This is a genomic window from Streptomyces sp. NPDC058198 (genome assembly GCF_042882605.1).
In the GTDB taxonomy this organism is placed as follows: domain Bacteria; phylum Actinomycetota; class Actinomycetes; order Streptomycetales; family Streptomycetaceae; genus Streptomyces.
This window is the reverse complement of the sequence record NZ_JBHVVP010000006.1, coordinates 33979-51666: the sequence shown is the minus strand read 5'-3', so window position 1 is coordinate 51666 and position 17688 is coordinate 33979. Positions and strand designations below refer to the sequence as shown.

Here is a 17688-nt window from a genome sequence, read left to right as displayed (position 1 = left end):
AGCTGCCGTGACCGCCTTCGCCCCCGACTCGCTGGTCCTGAACCGCAAACTGCCGCTCTGGTATCAGGTCTCGCAGTCGCTGCGCGCCTCGATACTGGGCCGCCGGCCGCACGATCCGCTGCGGCTGCCCACCGAGGAACGGCTCGCCGCGCACTACGGCGTCAGCGTGCTGACGATGCGTCAGGCACTCAAGGAGCTGGAGGAGGAGGGCCTGATCAGCCGGCACCGGCGGCGCGGCACCTTCATCGAGCCGGGCGCGCGGCGCGGCGCCCCGCGCAGGCTGCTCGGTTCGATCGACGCGATCGTGGCCCAGCAGTCCGGCGAGCTGACGACGGTCCTCAGCCATGGTCCGGCCCCGGTCCCCGGCGAACTCGCCGAGTACTTCCCCGGTCTGGACGAGGTGGTCTCGTACCGGCGGCTGCGCTGCGACGGCGAGAGCGGTGAGCCGGTCAACTGGGCGGAGAACGCGGTCCGCCCCGACGTGGCGGCGGGTATCGAGGTCACCGATCTGGAGCGCTGGCCGATGACGAAGGTACTGCGCGACTCGGTGGGGGTACGGATCAGCCGTATCACCGACACCGTCGAGGCGCGGCTCGCCGACCCGGCCACGGCGGAGCTGCTGCGGGTGCCGCTGCTCAGCCCGATCCTGCACTACACGGGGGTGACCTACGACGAGGCCGGCCGGGTCGTGGACGTGGCCAGGATCCGCTACCGGGGGGACCGTTTCTCCTTCTCGGTCACGGTCGAGGCGGACCTCACGGGTGAAGCTCCGGCGCCCTGACCCCGGGGCCGGGAGCGCCGGTTACGATGCCGCCGACGGCCCGTAGGGACATAAAGGGCGACGGGAGGATGCCCCCATGACGGCGACGCGGTCCGGCGCGGCCGGTGACGCTCGGCTCTCCGAGGCCCCGCTGCTGGGTGATCTCATGCCGTGGTCGACGGCCCCGCTGCGGTTCGGCAGGGCCTGGATCCTGGCCCCGGACCCGCCGTCCCTCACGGCCCGCTGGGACCGGCTCGTACGGGCCGGCGGCGCCGAGCGCGAGGCGCTGTTCGGGCCGACCCGGGCCCGTACGCCGCACAGCGCGGTCACCGCGCTGCCCGGGCAGGCCACGGGCACCGGCAGGTTCGCCCGGGAGTCGGGCCGCTGTCCCCGGCCGCTGCGGGTGCTCCACGGCCCGTTCGACGAGCAGTGGCTGATCCCCGACCACCGGCTGATCGACGCAGCCCGCCCCGAACTGTGGCGGGTCGCCGACGACCATCAGCTCTTCGCCGTCGAACAGGGATACGTGCCACAGGCCGACGGCCCCGCACTGCTGGTGAGCGGTCTGCTCCCGGACGGCCGTTCGCCGGCGGGCCGTCCCGGCCGGATCCGCCCGCTCTACCGCCGCCCGGGCGGCGCGGAACCCAATCTCGCCCCGGGGCTGACGGCCCTGCTGACGGCGCGCTACGGGCACGAGATCACCGCCGGCCAGGTGCTCGCCTGGGCCGTGGCCGCCGCCACGCCCTCCCCCGAGGGCTGCGCGATACCCCTGACCGCCGATCCCGGCGTCTGGGCCTCCGGCGTGGAGCTGGGGCAGCGGATGATCGAGGTCCAGCTGCGCGGAGCGCGGGGCGGTGAACGGCCCCGGCTGCCGGGCGGCCGCCGCCCCTATGTGCGCGCCGCCGTCCCGGCCCGGCCGGAGACGATCGCGTACGACGCCGGGGAGGAGGCCCTCCTTCTCGGTACGGGCCGCATCTCGCCCGTACCGGCGGGGGCATGGGACTTCCTGGTCGGCGGCGTACGGATGCTGGAGCTCTGGTTCGAGCGCCGCACCGCCCGCCCGGAACCGGGCACGCTGGCGGCGATCGGGCCCGCGGCCTGGCCACGGGAGTGGACCTCGGAGCTGCTGGAGCTGATCACGGTCCTGGCGCTCCTCGCGGAACTCCGCCCACGGCAGCGAGAATTGCGCGAGGGCCCGTGGATCAGCCGCGCCGAACTGCGCGCCGCGGGCGTTCTCCCGGTCCCGGCGGCGGCCCGCAGGCCGGCCTCCGTCCTGGACCACCACGAGGAGGGCCCCGAAGGACAGTTCGCGCTGATCTAGGGCCACGCAGAAGGCTGTCCGTGCGGGCCGTTCATGCCCCCGGCGGTCGCGTGAACGAGTCCAGCACGCGGGCGAGCGCCCGGTCGAAGACGGCGTCCAGATCGATCGGCCCCGCGTCCTCCGTGAACGCCGCCGCCAGCCGCGGATAGCGGCCCGAGCTGATCTCACGCCCCAGATAGGCGATGCGGACGGCCTGTTCCCGCTCCTCGGACCAGGGCAGGGACCGGGTGCGCTCGGCGGTGGAGAGTTCATTGGCGACATAGGTGGTGACCACGCCGTTGACCATCGCCACCATCTCCATCTTCTGGCCGTAGGGCAGATCGAGCCCGTCCAGGCAGCTGAGGCTGTATTCGAGATAGCGCATGGCGCTCGGGCTGAATCCGTAGACCGGTGACATCAGCCGGGGCATCCAGGGGTGCCTGTGCATGATCGCCCGTGCCTGGTGCGCCAGACCGAGCATGTCGGCCCGCCAGTCGCCCGACGGTTTCTCGGGCAGCTCGTACTCCGCGCCGGCCGCGTCGACCATCAGTTCGTACAGGTCCTCCTTGCGCGGCACGTAGTTGTACAGCGACATCGTGCCGCAGCCCAGCTCGCCGGCCACCTGCCGCATGGTGACGGCGTCGATGCCGCCCGCGTCGGCGATACGTACGGCGGCGGCCGCGATATCGGCGCGGCTGTACGCCGGCCTGGGACCGCGGCCGGCCCGCTCGGGACGTGCCCAGATCACTTCGGGTTCAGCAGGTCTCCCCGCCATCGATCATCACCTCGCCCACCATCGTAGTTACGTACGACGTACGTAGTGCGCTACGGTGGGCCGCATGACAACTACGTACGCTGTACTTAGTGAAGGTCTGGAGAAGCGGTTCGGCGATGTACGTGCCCTGCGCGGGCTGGATCTGGCCGTCGCCGAGGGCACGGTCTGCGGGGTGCTCGGGCCGAACGGGGCGGGCAAGACCACCGCCGTACGGGTGCTGACCACGCTCACCGCCCCGGACGCGGGCACCGCCCTGGTCGCCGGGATCGACGTCACCCGCGATCCGGCGGCGGTGCGCCGGATGATCGGGGTCACCGGCCAGTTCGCCTCCGTCGACAGCGAGCTGACGGGCCGGGAGAACCTCCGGCTCTTCGCCAGGCTGCTCCGCCTCAGGGGCGCGGCCGGCCGGGCACGCGCCGATGAACTCCTGGAGCGCTTCGAGCTGACGGACGCCGCCGACCGGGTGGCGCGGACCTACTCCGGCGGTATGCGACGGCGGCTCGATCTGGCCGCCAGTCTGCTGACCCGCCCCCGGGTGCTCTTCCTGGACGAGCCGACCAGCGGCCTCGACCCGCACAGCCGCAATCAGATCTGGGACGCCGCGCGCGAACTCGCCGCCCGGGGCACCACGATCCTGCTCACCACGCAGTACCTGGAGGAAGCCGACCAGCTGGCCGACGACATCGTGCTGATCGACCAGGGCCGGGCCGCCCACCGCGGCACCCCGGCCGAACTCAAGGCGCGCATCGGCTCGTACGCCGAGGTGGTCCTCGCCGAGGAGCCGACGGAGGCGGCCATGGAGACGGCGCTCATCGCGGCGGCGGGTGTGCTGGACCGGCTGACCGGCGCCGAGCCGGTGCTCGACCGGGAGCGCCGTACCGCGGGAGCCGTGGCGACGGACCCCGCGCTGACCCTGCCCCGGATCGTCCGGGAGCTGGACGCGGCGGGCGTGCCGGTGGTCGACGCGAGCCTGCGGCCGCCGACGCTCGACGAGGTCTTCCTCCGGCTGACCGACCGCACCACCGGCCGCGCGGCGGACCGGATGGGCGCCGGCGCGCCCCGCCGACACGACAAGGAGCACACCGCATGAGCATGATCGCGTACGACAGCGGAGCCGTCCTGGGACGTCATCTCCAGCGGATCAGGCACGCCCCCGGCGTGGTGATCCTCACCCAGACCATGCCGATCACCATGCTGCTGTTCTTCGGCTATGTCTTCGGCAGCGCGCTGGCGATGCCGGGCGAGGAGTACCGTGCCTTCCTGGTGCCCGGGCTGCTGGCCGCGACGGCCACGGGCGGCATCATGACCGGGATGTTCCAGGCATCCCAGGACGTTCAGCGCGGGGTCATGGACCGTTTCCGGACGATGCCGATGAGCAGGGTCGCCGTGCCGCTCGGCCAGACCCTGGCGGATCTGCTGACCACGGCGATCGGGATGGTGCCGCTGCTGCTGGTGGGGCTCGCGGTGGGCTGGCGACTCGACGGCGGGGTGCTCGACGCGCTCGCCGCTTTCGGACTGCTGCTGCTCTTCCGCTTCGCGAGCGCCTGGGTGGGCACATATCTGGGGCTTCTCATCCGCAACGAGGAGGCGGCGGGCCAGCTGGGCAGCGTGACGTTCGTCCTGCCGCTGCTCTCGAACGCGTACATCCCGACGGACGGAATGCCGGGCTGGCTGCGTACGGTCGCCGAGTGGAACCCGATCAGCGCGCTCGCCACGGCGGTCCGCGAGCTCTTCGGTCAGGCCGCCCCGGCCGCGAATAACGCCTGGCCGGTGGCACATCCGGTGGCCGGTTCTGTGCTCTGGTCGCTCGCACTTCTCGTACTGTTCGTACCGCTCGCGGTGAGGACGTACACCACCAGCGGGAAGTGACGAAAACGGCGGTCCTGCGGAACGCCTGAACGGAAAGACAGGGCACGGGGGTTGAACGAGCGCGACGCGACCGGCCGGAGCCGGCGGCGGGGAGTGGTCCGCCGGCTGGGCCGTCGCGTCGAGGGGCGAGGAGTTCCCGCGCTCGGCGACTGCGCCGACGCACTGCTGCAGGCCGTGGGGATGACGGACGAGCGGAGAGCAGCACTGCGTCGGACGGAGTGATCGGCCGAGCGCGCTTCAGAACGCGTTGAGGGTCAGCCGCGGCTGCCGAACAGCGAGCGGCGCAGACGTCGCAGCGGCGCGAAGAGCGATACCCGCGCACTCCTGCTCCTGCGGGTGCGCGACGCGTCACGTGAGGTCAGCTCGCGCATCAGAAGCGTCGCCTCGGCCGTCTCACGCTGGGGCACGGCGGGACCGCCGAGCACCGAGAGATGGCGGTCGAGGCGCGAACTGGTCGCGCTGCTCCCGCATGTGATCGCAGGGACTCGTGCCCTGCTGTGCATCGTTATCTGTTCCATGTCACTCCCCACCCGTACGAGGGCACCCGACCCGGGCAGGTTAACCCTATCGCTCCCCCACGACACCCGTGTATCCCGTCCTGACGATTAACCACACCCGTACGGGGATTGACAGCCACTGCCCGATCCATCTGATTTCAGGGCGAGTTGGACAGATCGCCACAACGAGGCCGGCGCCGTTCCCGGCGGCCCGGAGCCGGCCTCGCGCGGACGCCGACGACCCTGGAGCGGCCGGCGCCGGCCGCTACGCGGCCGAGGCGAAGGCCGGCAGATAGCCGCCCACCTGCCCACCGGAGGTGGGGTGGTACGACTCGGTGAGGTTGAACAGGTTCACGCTGTGCAGCCAGGCCGAGCCCGAGCAGATCTCGTGACCGGTGAAGTTCCCGGCCACACTGGCGAAGGTGAAGCCGTGATCGGCCGCCCGCTTGGCGGTCGCCGCGTTGAGATAGTCGGAGGCGCCGTTGATCGCGGCGCGCTCGTTCTCGCTGAGCCCCGCTATGCAGGTGCCGTTGAGCTTGTAGAAGCGCGGGTAGCCGAGGACGACGACCCGGGCCGACGGCGCCTTGGATCTGATCGCCGTGTACACCGAGTCGAGGTTCCCCGGCAGGGTGCTGTCGACGAAGGCGCGCGCCGTGGCGACCCGGCTGAGACAGGTGGCCTCGGACTGGAGGACGCAGGTGGTCATGACGTCGGCGAAGCCCGCGTCATTGCCCCCGATGCTGATGCTGACAAGGTCGGTGGCCGAGGTGAGCGGGCCCAGCTGACTGGCGGTCACATCACCCGTACGGGCGCCGGAGCACGCGGTGAAGGCAAAGCTCGACGGCGAGTTCGCCGCAGCCCAGAGGGCGGGGTACGCCTTGGGAGTGCGCAAGCAGTTGCCACTGGCGCTGTCGTAGCTGCCGGATCCGACTCCCGAGGAGTACGAGTCACCGAGAGCCACATAGTCGACAGCGGCGGCCGAGGGCGCCGCCTGGGCCGAGGCCGCTCCGGTAAGAGCGAGCACGGCGCCGAGGAGCAGCGAGGACGAGAATGCCGTAATTCGGGACAGTTTCATGGACCCTCTCCTTGGCAGGATTTCTGCCTCAACTTTGTTACCAGGCAGCACAGTTCACTGGAAGTGTTCATGCCAAGGACGTTCGGTGTGAACTTCTGACGGATCGTCAGCACCGTGTCGGTTCGTAACAGATCGAGTGGATCCGATCAGGGAAGTTCCGGAAGTGACCGTCGAAGTACGGCCAAAGAAGTAAAAAGGCGAGCCCCCGTACCAGGTCCTGCCATACGGCCCCAATCATCAACAACGTCGTACATCCACCCGTATCGGCCCGTCATGAAAACGGCTCAGGGGAGGGCTCGAACGTCGCGATGGCTCCGGCTGTGAGTAGTTGACGTACAGGAGCGGTTCAAGTACCGGGACTTCACCGACCGGAAGTGGGAGCGGGAGTTCCGCGGCTTCCTTTACGGGCGGGCGTGGACGCACGCCGAGGGACCGGTGGCGCTGTTCAACCACGCGGTGACGTGGCTGCGGAAGAACCGGGTGCCGCTGTCCGGAGTCTCGGTGTTGGCCCGCCAGGTGTCGGAAGCCCGCACGGCGGCTGAGAGGCGCGTGTACGAGGCAGTGGCCCGTGCCGCGCGCCGGGCCGATCCCGCGCTCGCGCCAGCGCCGGCCGAACTGCTGGTGGCGCCGGAGGGCAAGCGGGTCTCGGAGCTGGAACGGCTGCGTACGCCGCCTGTGAAGTCGACGGGCAGCGCGATGGTGCGGGCCATGGAACGGGTGGAGGAGATCTCGGCGTTCGCATGGGGCCGGGTGAACCTGTCACGGGTGCCGGTGAACCGGCTGTCCACGCCGGCCCGGTACGGGCAGCTGAGCAAGGTGCAGACGATCGGGAGGGCGCCGGAGCCGCGGCGGACCGCGCTGCGCGGGCGGCGCCGGCGACGAAGCCTCAATCGAGCGGCGAGTAGGCAACGAAGCCGATGCCGAGCTGCTTCATTCCATCTCTCGTTCGAGGAGAGCGTGGAATGTGCGCGCGGGTTGACCCGCGAGGCGCTGGACGGTGTCGGTGATGCGGTCCTCCGCCCCCTCGGCGATGGCACGGTCCATGCTGGCCAGCATCGAGGCGAACTCGAGCGGCACTTGCGCCGCGAGGCGGTCGCGCATCTGTTCGTAGGACAGGCGGTGGTGGTCCACGGGTCGGCCGGTGACCTGGGTGATGGTGGTGGCGATGTCGTCGTAGCTGAGCGCCTCCGGCCCGGTGAGGACGAGATCGGTGTTGGGGGCATGTGCGTCGGTCAGAGCATGGACAGCGACGGCCGCGATGTCCTCAACGTCGACGAAGCCGACCCGGCCACTCCCGGCCGCGGTCCAGATGGTGCCTTCTTCACGGATGCTCACGGCATGCGCGTGTGCGCCGGTGAAGTTCTGCATGAACCACGAGGGCCGCAGCACCGCCCACTGTTCGAACAGATCGGGCAGCACCTGGTGCACCGCTCCCACCGCGGGGCCGCCCGCGGGGATGGCCGAGGAGCTGAGCAGCACCGCACGGTGCACGCCGGCCGCGCGGGCCCGCCGGAGGAACGGCACCATGACCGCCGCCGGGTCGGCGTCGCCTACGGGCGGTATCAGGTAGACGCGGTCGGCTCCGTCGAGGGCGGCGGCGTGAGTGGCGGGTTCGTACCAGTCGAATGCGACCGGCTCCGCGCCGGGGACGTCGACGGCGCGACGGCTGGCGGCTTTGACGCGGTGGCCGGAGGCTGACAGCTGCGCCGCGGTACGGCTGCCGGTGGTGCCGGTGGCGCCGATGACCAAGGTGGTGCCGGTGGTTGTCATCGGCTGCTCCCGGTGAAATCGGTGCCGGGTTCGAGGACCGCGAGGGGGTTCCAGTAGTCGCGGTAGGAGGTGATGTGCCCGTCCCGGACCGTTACGACGGCGATGTAGGTCGTGTCGAAGGGGCGGTCGGACTCCACCAGGCGGCCGACGCCACGCATCTCGACCACGATGGTCTCAGGATCGGTGGTCTGGTGGATCCGCAACTCGGGGAAGTCATGCAGATCGATGTGATCCGGGTAATGGCGCATGTACGCGGCGATGGCCTCCCTGCTCTCCAGACGCTTCGGCCAGCCGTCAGGGGCGAAGGGGAACTCCATGAAGCCGTCCTCGGCCCACAAGGCGACCCACGCGGGAATGTCCTTGTCCAGCAACAGCCGCAGGCTGTGGCGGAAGAGGTCCACCGGAGAAGTCGGTGCAGACATGGGTATCCTCCATCTCATAGAATACGGACCCGGGGTCCGCTTTGAAGATACGGACCCGGGGTCCGCTTTGCAAATGGAGGACGCCCCATGCCCGAGCGCAAGCCCCGCAAGGATGCCGCCCGTAACCGGCAGGCCGTCCTCGCGGCCGCCGACGCTCTCTTCGCCCGCGGCGAGAGCCCGGAAGGCATCACCATGGCCGCCGTCGCGGCGGCGGCCGACGTCGGCAAAGGAACACTCTTCCGGGCCTTCGGCGACCGCCCCGGCCTGCTGCGCGCGCTGTGCGAAGCGCGGCTGGAACCGGTCAGGGAGGCCGTTGAAGCCGGACCGCCGCCCTTGGGCCCCGCGACCCCGCCGCGGCAGCGCGTACCCGCGCTGCTCGACGCCCTGCTGTGCTTCAAGCTCGACAACCGCCCCCTCATGCTGGCCCTGGAGGAGAGCGGGAGCGGGAGCCCGTACCAGGCGGAGCATTACGCGCGTTGGCACGGCCTGCTGGACACCATGCTGGAGCAGATCCCCGGCCTGACCGACAGCGACTTCACCGCTCACGCCCTGCTCGCAGCCACCCGAGCCGATCTTGTCGAGCATCTGGCCGGGCATGAGCGTGTGCCGCGCGAAAGGATGCGGGCGCAATTGGCGAACTTCACTGCCAGAGTCCTGGACTCCGGCCCTGTGCGAGGCCTGGCGAACGAGGGCTGACCGCTTGAGCTCGCCTTCGTCTTCTGAAGCTCTCGAACCGGCCGAGCCGGGCCTCCTCGTCGCCGAACCACTCGTCCGCACCGAGATCAAGATCGGATACGCGCGAGTCTCGACCAGCGGGCAGAAGTTGGAGCGGCAGCTCGACGCGCTCACCGCCGCCAGGTGCCGGAAGATCTTCGCGGACAAGAAGTCCGGCAAGAACGCGCTCCGTCCCGAACTGAAGGCGTGCCACGCCTTCCTCGACCCCGGCGACACCCTCGTCGTCCCGAGCCTGGACCGCTACGGCCGCAGCCTTCAGGACCTCATCAACATGGTCGCCGAACTGCGCGAGCGCGGGATCGGATTCACCTCGCTGCACGAGAACCTGGACACCACAACCCCCGGCGGCCGGCTCGTCTTCCACGTCTTCGCCGCGCTCGCCGTTATCTCAAGCTCGCCGATCATGCAGGGCTGTGACCTGGGTGGCCAGGTCAAGGACGGTGTCTTCGACCTGGCCGCGTGACCCTTTCGAGCGCCGCTCAGCACGGGCCGATCGTTACTGAAGCGCGACGCGGTGAGCTGGGTTCGGGGCTCCAGCTGAGCCATTGCGCTTCATCTGGCGGGTTTGAAGTCGACCTGACGCGCTGGTGTGTGAGGGGTCGTATTTAGCGGGGTGATACGGTGTCTGGCGTTCGTGTGTGATCCAGATCGAGGAAGCTGGGAGGTGAGGTTGATGACCGCGCTCAAGGCCACTGCCATGTGCTCTGCCCGGACCACCCTCACGTCCCGGGCTGTGGCCTGACCTCATCTGGATTCGCCTCGCTGGGAGCGTGAGCTCGCGAGGCACCACCGATACGAACCAACCATGAAACGGATCTCCATCCATCATGAGCATCAACTGGATCACGCGCGCTGAGACCAGCGCCGACATCCCCACCATTCGCGACATCAGCCTCGCCGCGTTTGACACTCCGTTGGAGGCCGACCTCGTCGACGCCCTGCGCGCCGACCCCTCGTGGATCAACGGACTGTCCATCGTCGCCACCGACCAGGACGGCATGCTCATCGGCCACGCGCTGCTGACCCGCTGCCACATCGACGACACCCCGGCCCTGTGCCTGGGCCCCGTCGCCGTCTGGCCCGAGTACCAGAAGACCGGCGCCGGCTCCGCGGCAATCCGCGCCTCGTTGCAGGCTGCCAAGGAGCTGGGCGAGCACTTCGTCACCGTCCTCGGACACCCGACGTACTACCCGCGGTTCGGCTTCACTCGCGCTTCCAAGCACGGCATCGGACTCAGCATCGACGTCCCGGACGAGGCCATGATGGCCCTCACCCTCGACGCCGACCACCCGCTGCCCAACGGCACCGTCCACTACGCCGCACCGTTCGGCATCTAGGCAAAGCCCGCCGTGCCGGGGCGCCACCGAGCCCCGGCGCGGCGATTCTCGACTGCTCCCCTGCACAGTGCGCCAGGTCGACTGCAAACCCGCCAGATGAAGGGCAACGTCTCACGAGCGCGTAGTTGAGGCTCGCTGGTCGCCGAGCGCGTGAGCGAGTTGCCGACGCAGACGCTGGTTCTCCTCGGTGAGTTGCCGGTTCCGTTCCAGGGCGGCCTCCAGGCGAGCGTGCAGCGATGCATCGGAAGAGCGCTCAGCCGCAGGGATCTGCGGCGAGGGGGAACGCCGAGTCGCGTCACGGAGCCGTTCGATCTCAGCTCGGATGTCAGGCTGGCCATAGAGCCAGGAACGTGAGATACCCGCGCGACGGGCGACGCCCTCGAAGGACACCGGGACTCCGGTGCGGTCGAGTTCTCGCAAGGTCTGGATCGCCTTGGCGCGTGTCAGTTCGTGCCGCTTGCGGGCGACGGCGACGAGCGGTGCGGAGTTGGGTTCAGGAGACATCGGCGGCCGCCTCACCGGTGTCTGACCGGCCGTCGTCTTCGAGCGTCGTGATGATCTTCTCCAGGTTGTCGGCGACCTGTCGGTTCATCTCCACGAGCCGCTTCTGTCCGCGGGCTTCGGCCGCCGAGATGATCTGCAGGGTCTGCTGGCGCTGTTCCCGGTGCTGGGGCAGGAACTCGGTGGTGGTGATGAACATCGGGCAGGTCAGACACGAGTTGGCGTGCGGGCAGGACTGCACCGCCGGCAATCCGCAGTAGCCATTGGGCAGGGCCTGCGTGGCCCGGGAGAGCCTCTGTTTGGCCCAGGCCGCCTCGGCGAGAGGACCGGCTGGGTCCAGGGCAACGGTCACGCCTTGAGCGTTGACCTTGCGGGCCTTCTCCCAGTGCCGGCGGACAGTCGTGTCCGACAACCGGGCGTAATGGGCAGTCATCTGGGCCGAGGTGTGGTCAAGGATCTAACGGACGACCTCCTGCGGGACGTCCTTGTTGATCAGCCTGGTGCCCAGGGTGTGCCGGAACTGATGCGGGGTGATGCGCACCGGACGGCCCAACTCGTCGCGGGTCTCGCAGCGTTGGAGCCATTCAGTCAGCGAAATCCGGTAGCCGGAGGTGCTGATCGGCCTGTCACCGCGAAGGTTCGCGTCGGCGCGGGGGAAGAGGACCGACACCCCCTCCGGCCGCTCCTCCAGGATTCGGCGCTGGTGATCACGAAGCTTCTGCCCCCTCGGCGTCACGGACGACGGGGTCGAGCGGCAGGTTGATGGCGTCGGTGACGCGCAGCCCGCAGCGTATGAGGACGACGGTGATCAGCCGTCGTGCGGGGTCCTGCCAGCGTGCGAGGTTGGCGGGGTCTTCCAACTGGGCCATGACGTGCTCGGCCACCGACCGGGACAGCAGGGGCGGCGGCGTGGGGTAGTCCTCGGGGACGAACGTCGCGTTACCCGGCAGCGTCTCGTCCCAGCGGTGCACCCGGATCGTGCGCAGGAACGTGTTCAAGTTACTGATGTGCGCGTTGTGTGCGCTGCGGCCGGAGTCGCGGCCTGCAGATCGGCCAAGTAGCGTTCCAGCAAGGCGCGGTCGACCTGAGCGGGCCCGGTCATCTCGGCCGGGAGGAAGGCGGAGAAGCGGGCCACCATGCGGACTCCCGCGCGTACGGTGCTGGCGTTGATGCCGCCGGACAGCCGCCAGCGCGCCCAGCGCTTGGCCAGATCCCGCAGCCAGGGCTGGGTGACCCTCTCGAAGGTGACGGTCGACGTGTGCGGGTGGACGATGCCGAGATTGCGCAGTCGCCGGACAGAGCGGTGGTATTCCGTATCCCAGCCACGGCCGTAGACAAGTTCCTCGACGCGCCGACGGGCACCCAGGAGGAAGGTGCCCCAGCCGGTCGCCCAGTTTCCGGTCGGGCCACGGAAGGTCTTCCAGAACTCTTCCGACTCGTCGAGAAGAGACCTGACCTGAGCATCGGCGAGGGCGTTGACCAGGCGTTGTGCCCATGCGGGCCTGATCTTCTTGGTGGCTTCGTCATGGCGGCACTGCAGCGCGTACTGCATCTCCAGCCGCAGTTGCACGGGCAGCCGCCGCAAGTCGATGTGCTCGGCCCCGCCGGGACCGATCTCCTCGTAGGAGGCGGTGAAGTCCTCGATGTCAGGGCATCCGCGCGCCTTCCAGCGGCCGCCGTGGCCCGTGCAGAACACCGAGGTTCCCCTCACCCACAAGTCGCAGTAGCCGATCCGGCAGACCTCGGGCAGCGGAGCCGGAACCGGCAGCGGCGCGGTGGAGGTCTGCCATGCAGCCATCGCCGGGCACCCGCACCGCTTCCACTGCCGCCAGTGGCGTTGACACATGCCGTGACTGTGGAGGCCGTAGCGGCAGCCGTCGACCGCGCAAGCCGTCAGCGGTCGGTGCCCGACCCAGCCTGCGGGCGTGGTCACGAGGAACGACTCAAGGTCGGGCCTGCCCTCATGGGCCCAGCGCACCGAGTGTCCCCAGCACATGCGGTTGCTGCGGGCCGGCCGATCGCACCCTTCAACAGCGCAGGCCGGGCCGCCGAAGACCGGGTGCCGGGGGGCGAAGGCCAGGTCGTCCTGCCGGAACTCGGGGCGGATCGCGGACAGGAGCTTCTCCAGCAGGCCCGTGGGCCGGGGAGGACGGTCCTCGTGCGGACTTGGGGCGGTGGTCACCACTGCACCTCCGTGCCCCGGAACCAGCCGGCCTTCTCCAGGACGCGGCGAGCGTCCTCAACGGTCAGATGCCCGTAAATCGCTGAAGTTGTGGTGACCGAGGAATGTCCGAGCAACTTGGAGACGACCTCGATCGGAACCCCGTCACGCAGTGCCCGGGTGGCCGCGGTGTGCCGGCACCAGTGCGGGTCGAAGGCGATGCCGGTGCGGCGCCGCAGCCGGAGTACCAGGTCGTAGACGGCAGGGTAGGACAGGGCTTGGCCGCGGGGATCGGCAAAGAGGTTGACGAAGACGTACTCGCTGTCGAGATCTCCGTACTCGGCGTGCAGGTAGTCGCTCCACAGTCGCAGCAGTTCGGCGCTGACCGGAATGGTTCTCTGCTCCCGCGACTTCGACCTCGCTCGGTTGGCGTTGGTCCGTGGGACGACCGTGACTTCCCGCTCGGCTGCGGCGATGTCGGCATGCCGCAGGCCGAGGGCCTCGCCGATGCGAAGGCCGGTCTCGTGGAGCAGAGCGAACAGGAAGCGGTCACGCAGGTGATCACAGGCGTCCAGGATGGCCTGCATCTCCGCCGCCTCAAGCACCCGCGGCAGTTTCTTCGGGACTTTCAGCGAGATCGTCCGCCGGGACTGGGGCCGGCCGCGACTGATGTGGTGCAGGAACGGCTTTCAGCCTCCCCGGCGACCGGGCGGCTGCAGGGTCGTCAGGAGATCACCCACATCGACACCGTGCCGCAACTGGTGGGCATAGAACGCGGACAGCGCCGACAGCTTGCGGTTGACCGTGGACGCGCTGACGTGCGGCTGTACCGAGGGCAGCACCGCAATCCGCCCCTTGCGACCCGACGGCGGCAGCTGCAGCCAGACAACGTACTCGCCAAGATCCTCCAAGCGGACCTCACGCCAGTCCAGTCCCCGGTGGGCCAGGAACGTCCAGTAGTCCTTGAGGTCGTAGGCATACGCCCTGACGGTGTTCGGCGACCTGTCGACGTCCGTCAGATAGGCCAGGTAGCGCTCGATCGGCTCCACCGGGACATCGTCGTCCCCCAGCACCGTCCACGAGTCCACCCGCACCGTCGGCAACGCGACACGCTGTACGAGCACGGCTCCACCCCTTCATCAACGTCATGGATGAAGCAGGAGATAACCACGTCACAATCGCAGATCACAGAGCTTCCGACAGCCTTGCTGAACATCGAGTACAGGCGCCAGAAGGCTTGAGATAATCGCCGATTTCATCCGCGAACTCATCGTCATCGGCACCGACGAGGGCCTGGCCGCCGCCCGCGAGCGCGGCCGGGCCGGCGGGCGCCCGAGCGTCGCCACCGAGGAAGTCATCCGCGCCGCTCGCGATCTGCTGCCGGACCCCGGCCGCTCGATCACCTCGATCGCCAAGCTGCTGGGCGTCTCGCCGGGCACCCTCTACAACCACATCCCGGACCTGCGTGAGCTGCGCGCCGGCGCCGTGCCCCGTCAGCTCGAAGCGCAGGTGGAGTAGGCCAACTCCACCAAGATCAATCTCAGCGGCACTTTCTGTATCGCAACTACTCACACCCGGGCTCCCGGGGCGGGGCGCGGTAGGGGGTGCCGGGGGAGCGGCTCGGGTTCGAGACCCCGCGCTGCCGGGAGATCCTCGCCGTGGAGTTGGGCGACGCGTCCGTCTCCTTCGCCCATCCGGACGGCCACTCCAGTCGGCGGAGGGGTACGCCCCGGTCCGCCGCGCCCGGCGGGCCGCCCGCGTGGCCGGCCGGACGGAGGGCGCCGGCCGTATCTGACCGGGCGGAATCAGCCGCCCCACGACGGTCCCGGCCGCCCGCCCCGGCGGCCGGGACCGTTGGACAGCACGCCGCCACAGGGCAAAACACCGTGCATCGGCCGTCCCTGTGCCGGATCATGGGCGGCATGTCTGCCAAGCCTCAGGACGCACTGCCGATCCGGCTCAACGTCGACGACAGCGACTCGCCGTCAGATGTGGTCGACGCGCTGTTCCTCGGCCGCTTCGCGACGGGCGAGCAGCCGTACTCCCACAGTTCTACGATCGACCGGGTCAAATCGGGCGTGACGCTGCTGCCGCCCGGAGCCTCGGTGCTGCGCTCCGCCCGCGACGACGACCGCAGCGCGACCCTCGCCGAGGGCAGCGGCTGGACGCTGCTGGTGTCCCGCTGGAACCGCGGCGCCGATGTCACGGTGACCGCTGTCAGCTCCGAGCTCGCCGAGAAGATCCATCAGCAGGCGACGGACGGCGCGCAGGACGAACCGGAGCCGCAGCCCGAGAACGTGACCATGGGCTTCTGGTACGTCTCGCCACGGCGCGGCCCGCACCGCACCACCCGGCAGATCGCCGCCGGCACCTGGGACGAGGTCAGGCCCAACTACACCGCGCCGGTGGCCGACGCGATGGACCGGCTGATGAAGGTGACCCCGGACGACATCGCGGGCCGGCTGCTGCTGCTGCACGGCCCGCCGGGCACCGGCAAGACGTCCGCGCTGCGCACGCTGGCCCGCTCCTGGCGCGACTGGTGCCAGGTCGACTGCGTCCTCGACCCGGAGCGGCTCTTCAACGACGTCGGCTATCTGATGGACATCGCGATCGGCGAGGACGACGGCTCGGCCAAGGGCCGGTGGCGGCTGCTCCTGCTGGAGGACTGCGACGAACTGATCCGCGGCGAGGCCAAGCACACGGCGGGACAGGCACTGTCCCGGCTGCTCAACCTCACCGACGGTCTGCTCGGCCAGGGCAGGAACGTACTGGTGGGGGTGACGACCAATGAGGATCTGGAACGACTGCACCCGGCGGTGGTGCGTCCCGGCCGCTGTCTGGCCAGGATCGAGGTCGGATCGCTAACCCGTTCGGAGGCGCTGTCCTGGCTGAAGAGGGAGGACGGCGACTGGGAGGCGACGGTCGGCCGTGAGGGCGCGACGCTGGCGGAGCTGTACGCGCTGCGCCGGGGCAGCGGTCCTGCGGCGGTCCCGGCCCAGCAGTCGGTGGCGGACGCCGGCCTCTATCTCTGAACCCCGGCCCGGTCCCCCGGGGCCCGTGGGGGTGCTGTCACTTCGTGTAGACGGCCCGCACCGCGTCCTCGGCGGCCGCGAGCGCGGCGGCCCTGTTCAGTCCCAGGCGCTGCGCGCGCTCCGCGTACGCCCGCGCGGCGGCCGCGGCTTCGCGCTCGGCGGCATCGCCGGCGGCCGCGATGAAGGTGCCGTTCCTGCCACGGGTCTCGATCACCCCGTCGGTCTCCAGCGCGCGGTAGGCCTTCGCGACGGTGTTGGCGGCCAGCCCCAGGTCCTCGGCGAGCCCTCGTACGGTCGGGAGTTTGTACCCCACGGGCAGCGCGCCTGAGCGGGCCTTCGCGGAGATCTGGGTACGGAGCTGCTCGTACGGAGCGGTCGCGGCGGCCGGGTCGATCACGATCTTCAAGGTCACGGACTGATTCTCCCTCACGGCCTGCCGGGTCAGGGCGGCGCGCGACCGGTGAGCGCGACCGGTAAATGGGAGGCGCTCCGGAGGAACGGACACGTAGCGTGCCGCCCCATGACTGTGATTGTCCGTGATTTCCGCACCGAGGACGCCGGGGCCGTGGTCGGTCTGCGGCGTGCCTGCCTTCCGTTCCACGTGATCACCGAGGAGGCGATCCTGTTCGAGGTGGCGACCGCTCATCCGGCCAAGAAGTACCGGCTGCTGGTCGCCGAGGAGGACGGGGAGATAGTCGGTACGGCGCACGTCGGCATCGTGTACGACAGCAGTGACCCCGGCCAGTCGTCCGTCACCCCCCATGTCCACCCGGAACGCCGGGGCCGGGGTACAGGGGCGTTGATCCTCCGTGCCGCCGAGGAGCATCTCGCGGCCGAGGGCGCGACCAGCGTCTATTCCTGGGTGATGGACGAACCAGTGAGCCTGGCCTTCGCCGAGCACCGTGGCTACCGGCCGACGCGCCCGGCGCACTTCCAGCGGCTGGACCTGGCGCACGGCACCCTGCCGGACCTGCCGCCGCTGCCCGCGGGGGTCGAACTGCGCACGGCGGCCGACTACGCCGACGATCCGCGGCCGCTGTTCGAGGCGGACGCGGAGGCCACGTCCGACGAACCGGGCGACATCAGCATGTCCTTCGACGACTACGAGGACTGGCTGAACCACACCTGGCGCGATCCCGGCCTGGACCGCGAGCTCACCACCGTGGTGGTGGTCGACGGCCAAGTCGCCACGTTCACGGCGGCCCAGACGGACCGACGCACCCGCTACGCGTCCGGCATGACCGGCACCCTGCGCGCGTTCCGCGGCCGGGGCCTGGCGAAGCTCGCCAAGACCGACTCCCTGCGCCGCGCCCGCACGGCCGGCTACACGGAAGCCTTCACCAGCAACGACGCGGACAACGGCCCGATGCTGGCGATCAACCGATGGTTCGGCTACAAGATCTGCGCAACAGAGGTCCGCCACGTCCGCACCCTGCCCTAGCGCCGCCTTCAGG

At 69.9% G+C, this 17688-nt stretch carries 23 protein-coding genes and 1 pseudogene; 10 read left to right on the top strand and 14 right to left on the bottom strand.

Translation table 11 applies throughout. From position 1 onward, the window contains the following. Positions 1-7: 7 nt before the first annotated feature. Together ACFVWW_RS21380 and ACFVWW_RS21375 are read left to right on the top strand one after the other, a co-directional pair. On the top strand, positions 8-781 hold the full coding sequence (locus ACFVWW_RS21380) for a GntR family transcriptional regulator (RefSeq protein WP_384182861.1): 774 nt from the start codon (positions 8-10) through the stop codon (positions 779-781). Between the two features lie 76 nt (positions 782-857). Then, a complete protein-coding gene (locus ACFVWW_RS21375; protein ID WP_386879081.1) occupies positions 858-2081 on the top strand; it encodes a type ISP restriction/modification enzyme in 1224 nt (407 codons plus the stop codon). Positions 2082-2112: 31 nt separating this feature from the next. On the opposite strand, the gene ACFVWW_RS21370 is transcribed toward ACFVWW_RS21375, so the two are convergent. Further along, positions 2113-2835: a TetR/AcrR family transcriptional regulator gene (locus tag ACFVWW_RS21370; protein WP_384182856.1), complete on the bottom strand. Its 723-nt coding sequence runs from the start codon at positions 2833-2835 to the stop codon at positions 2113-2115. A 64-nt stretch (positions 2836-2899) separates the two neighbouring features. On the opposite strand from ACFVWW_RS21370, the gene ACFVWW_RS21365 reads away from it, so the two are divergent. Together ACFVWW_RS21365 and ACFVWW_RS21360 are read left to right on the top strand one after the other, a co-directional pair. Continuing rightward, entirely contained in the window at positions 2900-3925 is a 1026-nt protein-coding gene (locus ACFVWW_RS21365) for an ATP-binding cassette domain-containing protein (RefSeq protein WP_384333931.1), read from the top strand. Next, positions 3922-4704 (top strand): ABC transporter permease, encoded by a 783-nt coding sequence (locus ACFVWW_RS21360; protein WP_386879082.1) that lies wholly within the window; start codon positions 3922-3924, stop codon positions 4702-4704. Before ACFVWW_RS21365 ends, ACFVWW_RS21360 begins: the two co-directional genes overlap by 4 nt. 254 nt (positions 4705-4958) lie before the next feature. Here the strand turns inward: ACFVWW_RS21360 and ACFVWW_RS21355 are convergent, their stop codons facing one another. Together ACFVWW_RS21355 and ACFVWW_RS21350 are read right to left on the bottom strand one after the other, a co-directional pair. Beyond that, on the bottom strand, positions 4959-5222 hold the full coding sequence (locus ACFVWW_RS21355) for a hypothetical protein (RefSeq protein WP_384182848.1): 264 nt from the start codon (positions 5220-5222) through the stop codon (positions 4959-4961). Between the two features lie 244 nt (positions 5223-5466). Beyond that, positions 5467-6276 carry an SGNH/GDSL hydrolase family protein gene (locus ACFVWW_RS21350; protein WP_386879083.1) on the bottom strand — a complete coding sequence of 270 codons (810 nt, stop codon included), beginning with the start codon at positions 6274-6276 and terminating at the stop codon, positions 5467-5469. Between the two features lie 390 nt (positions 6277-6666). Between ACFVWW_RS21350 and ACFVWW_RS21345 the strand changes: the two are divergent. Further along, positions 6667-6744: pseudogene (locus tag ACFVWW_RS21345) on the top strand (hypothetical protein); the annotation flags it as partial. A gap of 462 nt (positions 6745-7206) precedes the next feature. Here the strand turns inward: ACFVWW_RS21345 and ACFVWW_RS21340 are convergent. Both ACFVWW_RS21340 and ACFVWW_RS21335 read right to left on the bottom strand, forming a co-directional pair. Continuing rightward, a complete protein-coding gene (locus tag ACFVWW_RS21340; protein ID WP_386879084.1) occupies positions 7207-8046 on the bottom strand; it encodes an NmrA family NAD(P)-binding protein in 840 nt (279 codons plus the stop codon). Further along, positions 8043-8468 carry a nuclear transport factor 2 family protein gene (locus ACFVWW_RS21335; RefSeq protein ID WP_386879085.1) on the bottom strand — a complete coding sequence of 142 codons (426 nt, stop codon included), beginning with the start codon at positions 8466-8468 and terminating at the stop codon, positions 8043-8045. Before ACFVWW_RS21335 ends, ACFVWW_RS21340 begins: the two co-directional genes overlap by 4 nt. An 87-nt stretch (positions 8469-8555) precedes the next feature. On the opposite strand from ACFVWW_RS21335, the gene ACFVWW_RS21330 reads away from it, so the two are divergent. The 3 genes from ACFVWW_RS21330 (at position 8556) to ACFVWW_RS21320 (ending at position 10540) form a co-directional block, all read left to right on the top strand. Beyond that, positions 8556-9164: a TetR/AcrR family transcriptional regulator gene (locus ACFVWW_RS21330; protein WP_386879086.1), complete on the top strand. Its 609-nt coding sequence runs from the start codon at positions 8556-8558 to the stop codon at positions 9162-9164. Positions 9165-9168: 4 nt separating this feature from the next. Further along, positions 9169-9666, top strand: coding sequence for a recombinase family protein (locus ACFVWW_RS21325; protein ID WP_386879087.1), 498 nt, complete (start codon positions 9169-9171; stop codon positions 9664-9666). Between the two features lie 364 nt (positions 9667-10030). Beyond that, positions 10031-10540 (top strand): GNAT family N-acetyltransferase, encoded by a 510-nt coding sequence (locus ACFVWW_RS21320; RefSeq protein WP_386879088.1) that lies wholly within the window; start codon positions 10031-10033, stop codon positions 10538-10540. Between the two features lie 111 nt (positions 10541-10651). Here ACFVWW_RS21320 and ACFVWW_RS21315 read toward each other — a convergent pair whose 3' ends face one another. The 8 genes from ACFVWW_RS21315 to ACFVWW_RS21280 all read right to left on the bottom strand — a co-directional run bounded on the left by ACFVWW_RS21315 (position 10652) and on the right by ACFVWW_RS21280 (position 14774). After that, positions 10652-11044, bottom strand: a complete 393-nt coding sequence (locus ACFVWW_RS21315; RefSeq protein WP_386879089.1) for a DUF6262 family protein — start codon at positions 11042-11044, stop codon at positions 10652-10654. Next, a complete protein-coding gene (locus ACFVWW_RS21310; protein WP_386879090.1) occupies positions 11034-11474 on the bottom strand; it encodes a hypothetical protein in 441 nt (146 codons plus the stop codon). Before ACFVWW_RS21310 ends, ACFVWW_RS21315 begins: the two co-directional genes overlap by 11 nt. 24 nt (positions 11475-11498) lie before the next feature. Beyond that, positions 11499-11777 (bottom strand): tyrosine-type recombinase/integrase, encoded by a 279-nt coding sequence (locus tag ACFVWW_RS21305; RefSeq protein ID WP_386879091.1) that lies wholly within the window; start codon positions 11775-11777, stop codon positions 11499-11501. Continuing rightward, the gene (locus ACFVWW_RS21300; RefSeq protein ID WP_386879092.1) at positions 11749-12039 is read right to left on the bottom strand and encodes a hypothetical protein; all 291 of its coding nucleotides are present in this window, start codon (positions 12037-12039) and stop codon (positions 11749-11751) included. The genes ACFVWW_RS21305 and ACFVWW_RS21300 overlap by 29 nt, the downstream gene beginning before the upstream one ends. Beyond that, positions 12036-13223, bottom strand: a complete 1188-nt coding sequence (locus tag ACFVWW_RS21295; protein WP_386879093.1) for a hypothetical protein — start codon at positions 13221-13223, stop codon at positions 12036-12038. Before ACFVWW_RS21295 ends, ACFVWW_RS21300 begins: the two co-directional genes overlap by 4 nt. Next, a complete protein-coding gene (locus ACFVWW_RS21290) occupies positions 13220-13807 on the bottom strand; it encodes a tyrosine-type recombinase/integrase (protein ID WP_386879094.1) in 588 nt (195 codons plus the stop codon). Before ACFVWW_RS21290 ends, ACFVWW_RS21295 begins: the two co-directional genes overlap by 4 nt. An 84-nt stretch (positions 13808-13891) precedes the next feature. Continuing rightward, positions 13892-14326: a site-specific integrase gene (locus tag ACFVWW_RS21285; RefSeq protein ID WP_384333913.1), complete on the bottom strand. Its 435-nt coding sequence runs from the start codon at positions 14324-14326 to the stop codon at positions 13892-13894. Between the two features lie 61 nt (positions 14327-14387). After that, positions 14388-14774, bottom strand: a complete 387-nt coding sequence (locus ACFVWW_RS21280) for a hypothetical protein (RefSeq protein WP_386879095.1) — start codon at positions 14772-14774, stop codon at positions 14388-14390. A 350-nt stretch (positions 14775-15124) separates the two neighbouring features. Here ACFVWW_RS21280 and ACFVWW_RS21275 point away from each other — a divergent pair, with 350 nt between their 5' ends. After that, positions 15125-16234, top strand: a complete 1110-nt coding sequence (locus ACFVWW_RS21275) for a DUF5925 domain-containing protein (RefSeq protein ID WP_384182817.1) — start codon at positions 15125-15127, stop codon at positions 16232-16234. 37 nt (positions 16235-16271) lie between these two features. On the opposite strand, the gene ACFVWW_RS21270 is transcribed toward ACFVWW_RS21275, so the two are convergent. Next, positions 16272-16646, bottom strand: a complete 375-nt coding sequence (locus ACFVWW_RS21270; RefSeq protein WP_384182814.1) for a GntR family transcriptional regulator — start codon at positions 16644-16646, stop codon at positions 16272-16274. A gap of 108 nt (positions 16647-16754) precedes the next feature. On the opposite strand from ACFVWW_RS21270, the gene ACFVWW_RS21265 reads away from it, so the two are divergent. Next, positions 16755-17675 carry a GNAT family N-acetyltransferase gene (locus ACFVWW_RS21265; protein WP_386879096.1) on the top strand — a complete coding sequence of 307 codons (921 nt, stop codon included), beginning with the start codon at positions 16755-16757 and terminating at the stop codon, positions 17673-17675. Positions 17676-17688 lie beyond the last annotated feature (13 nt).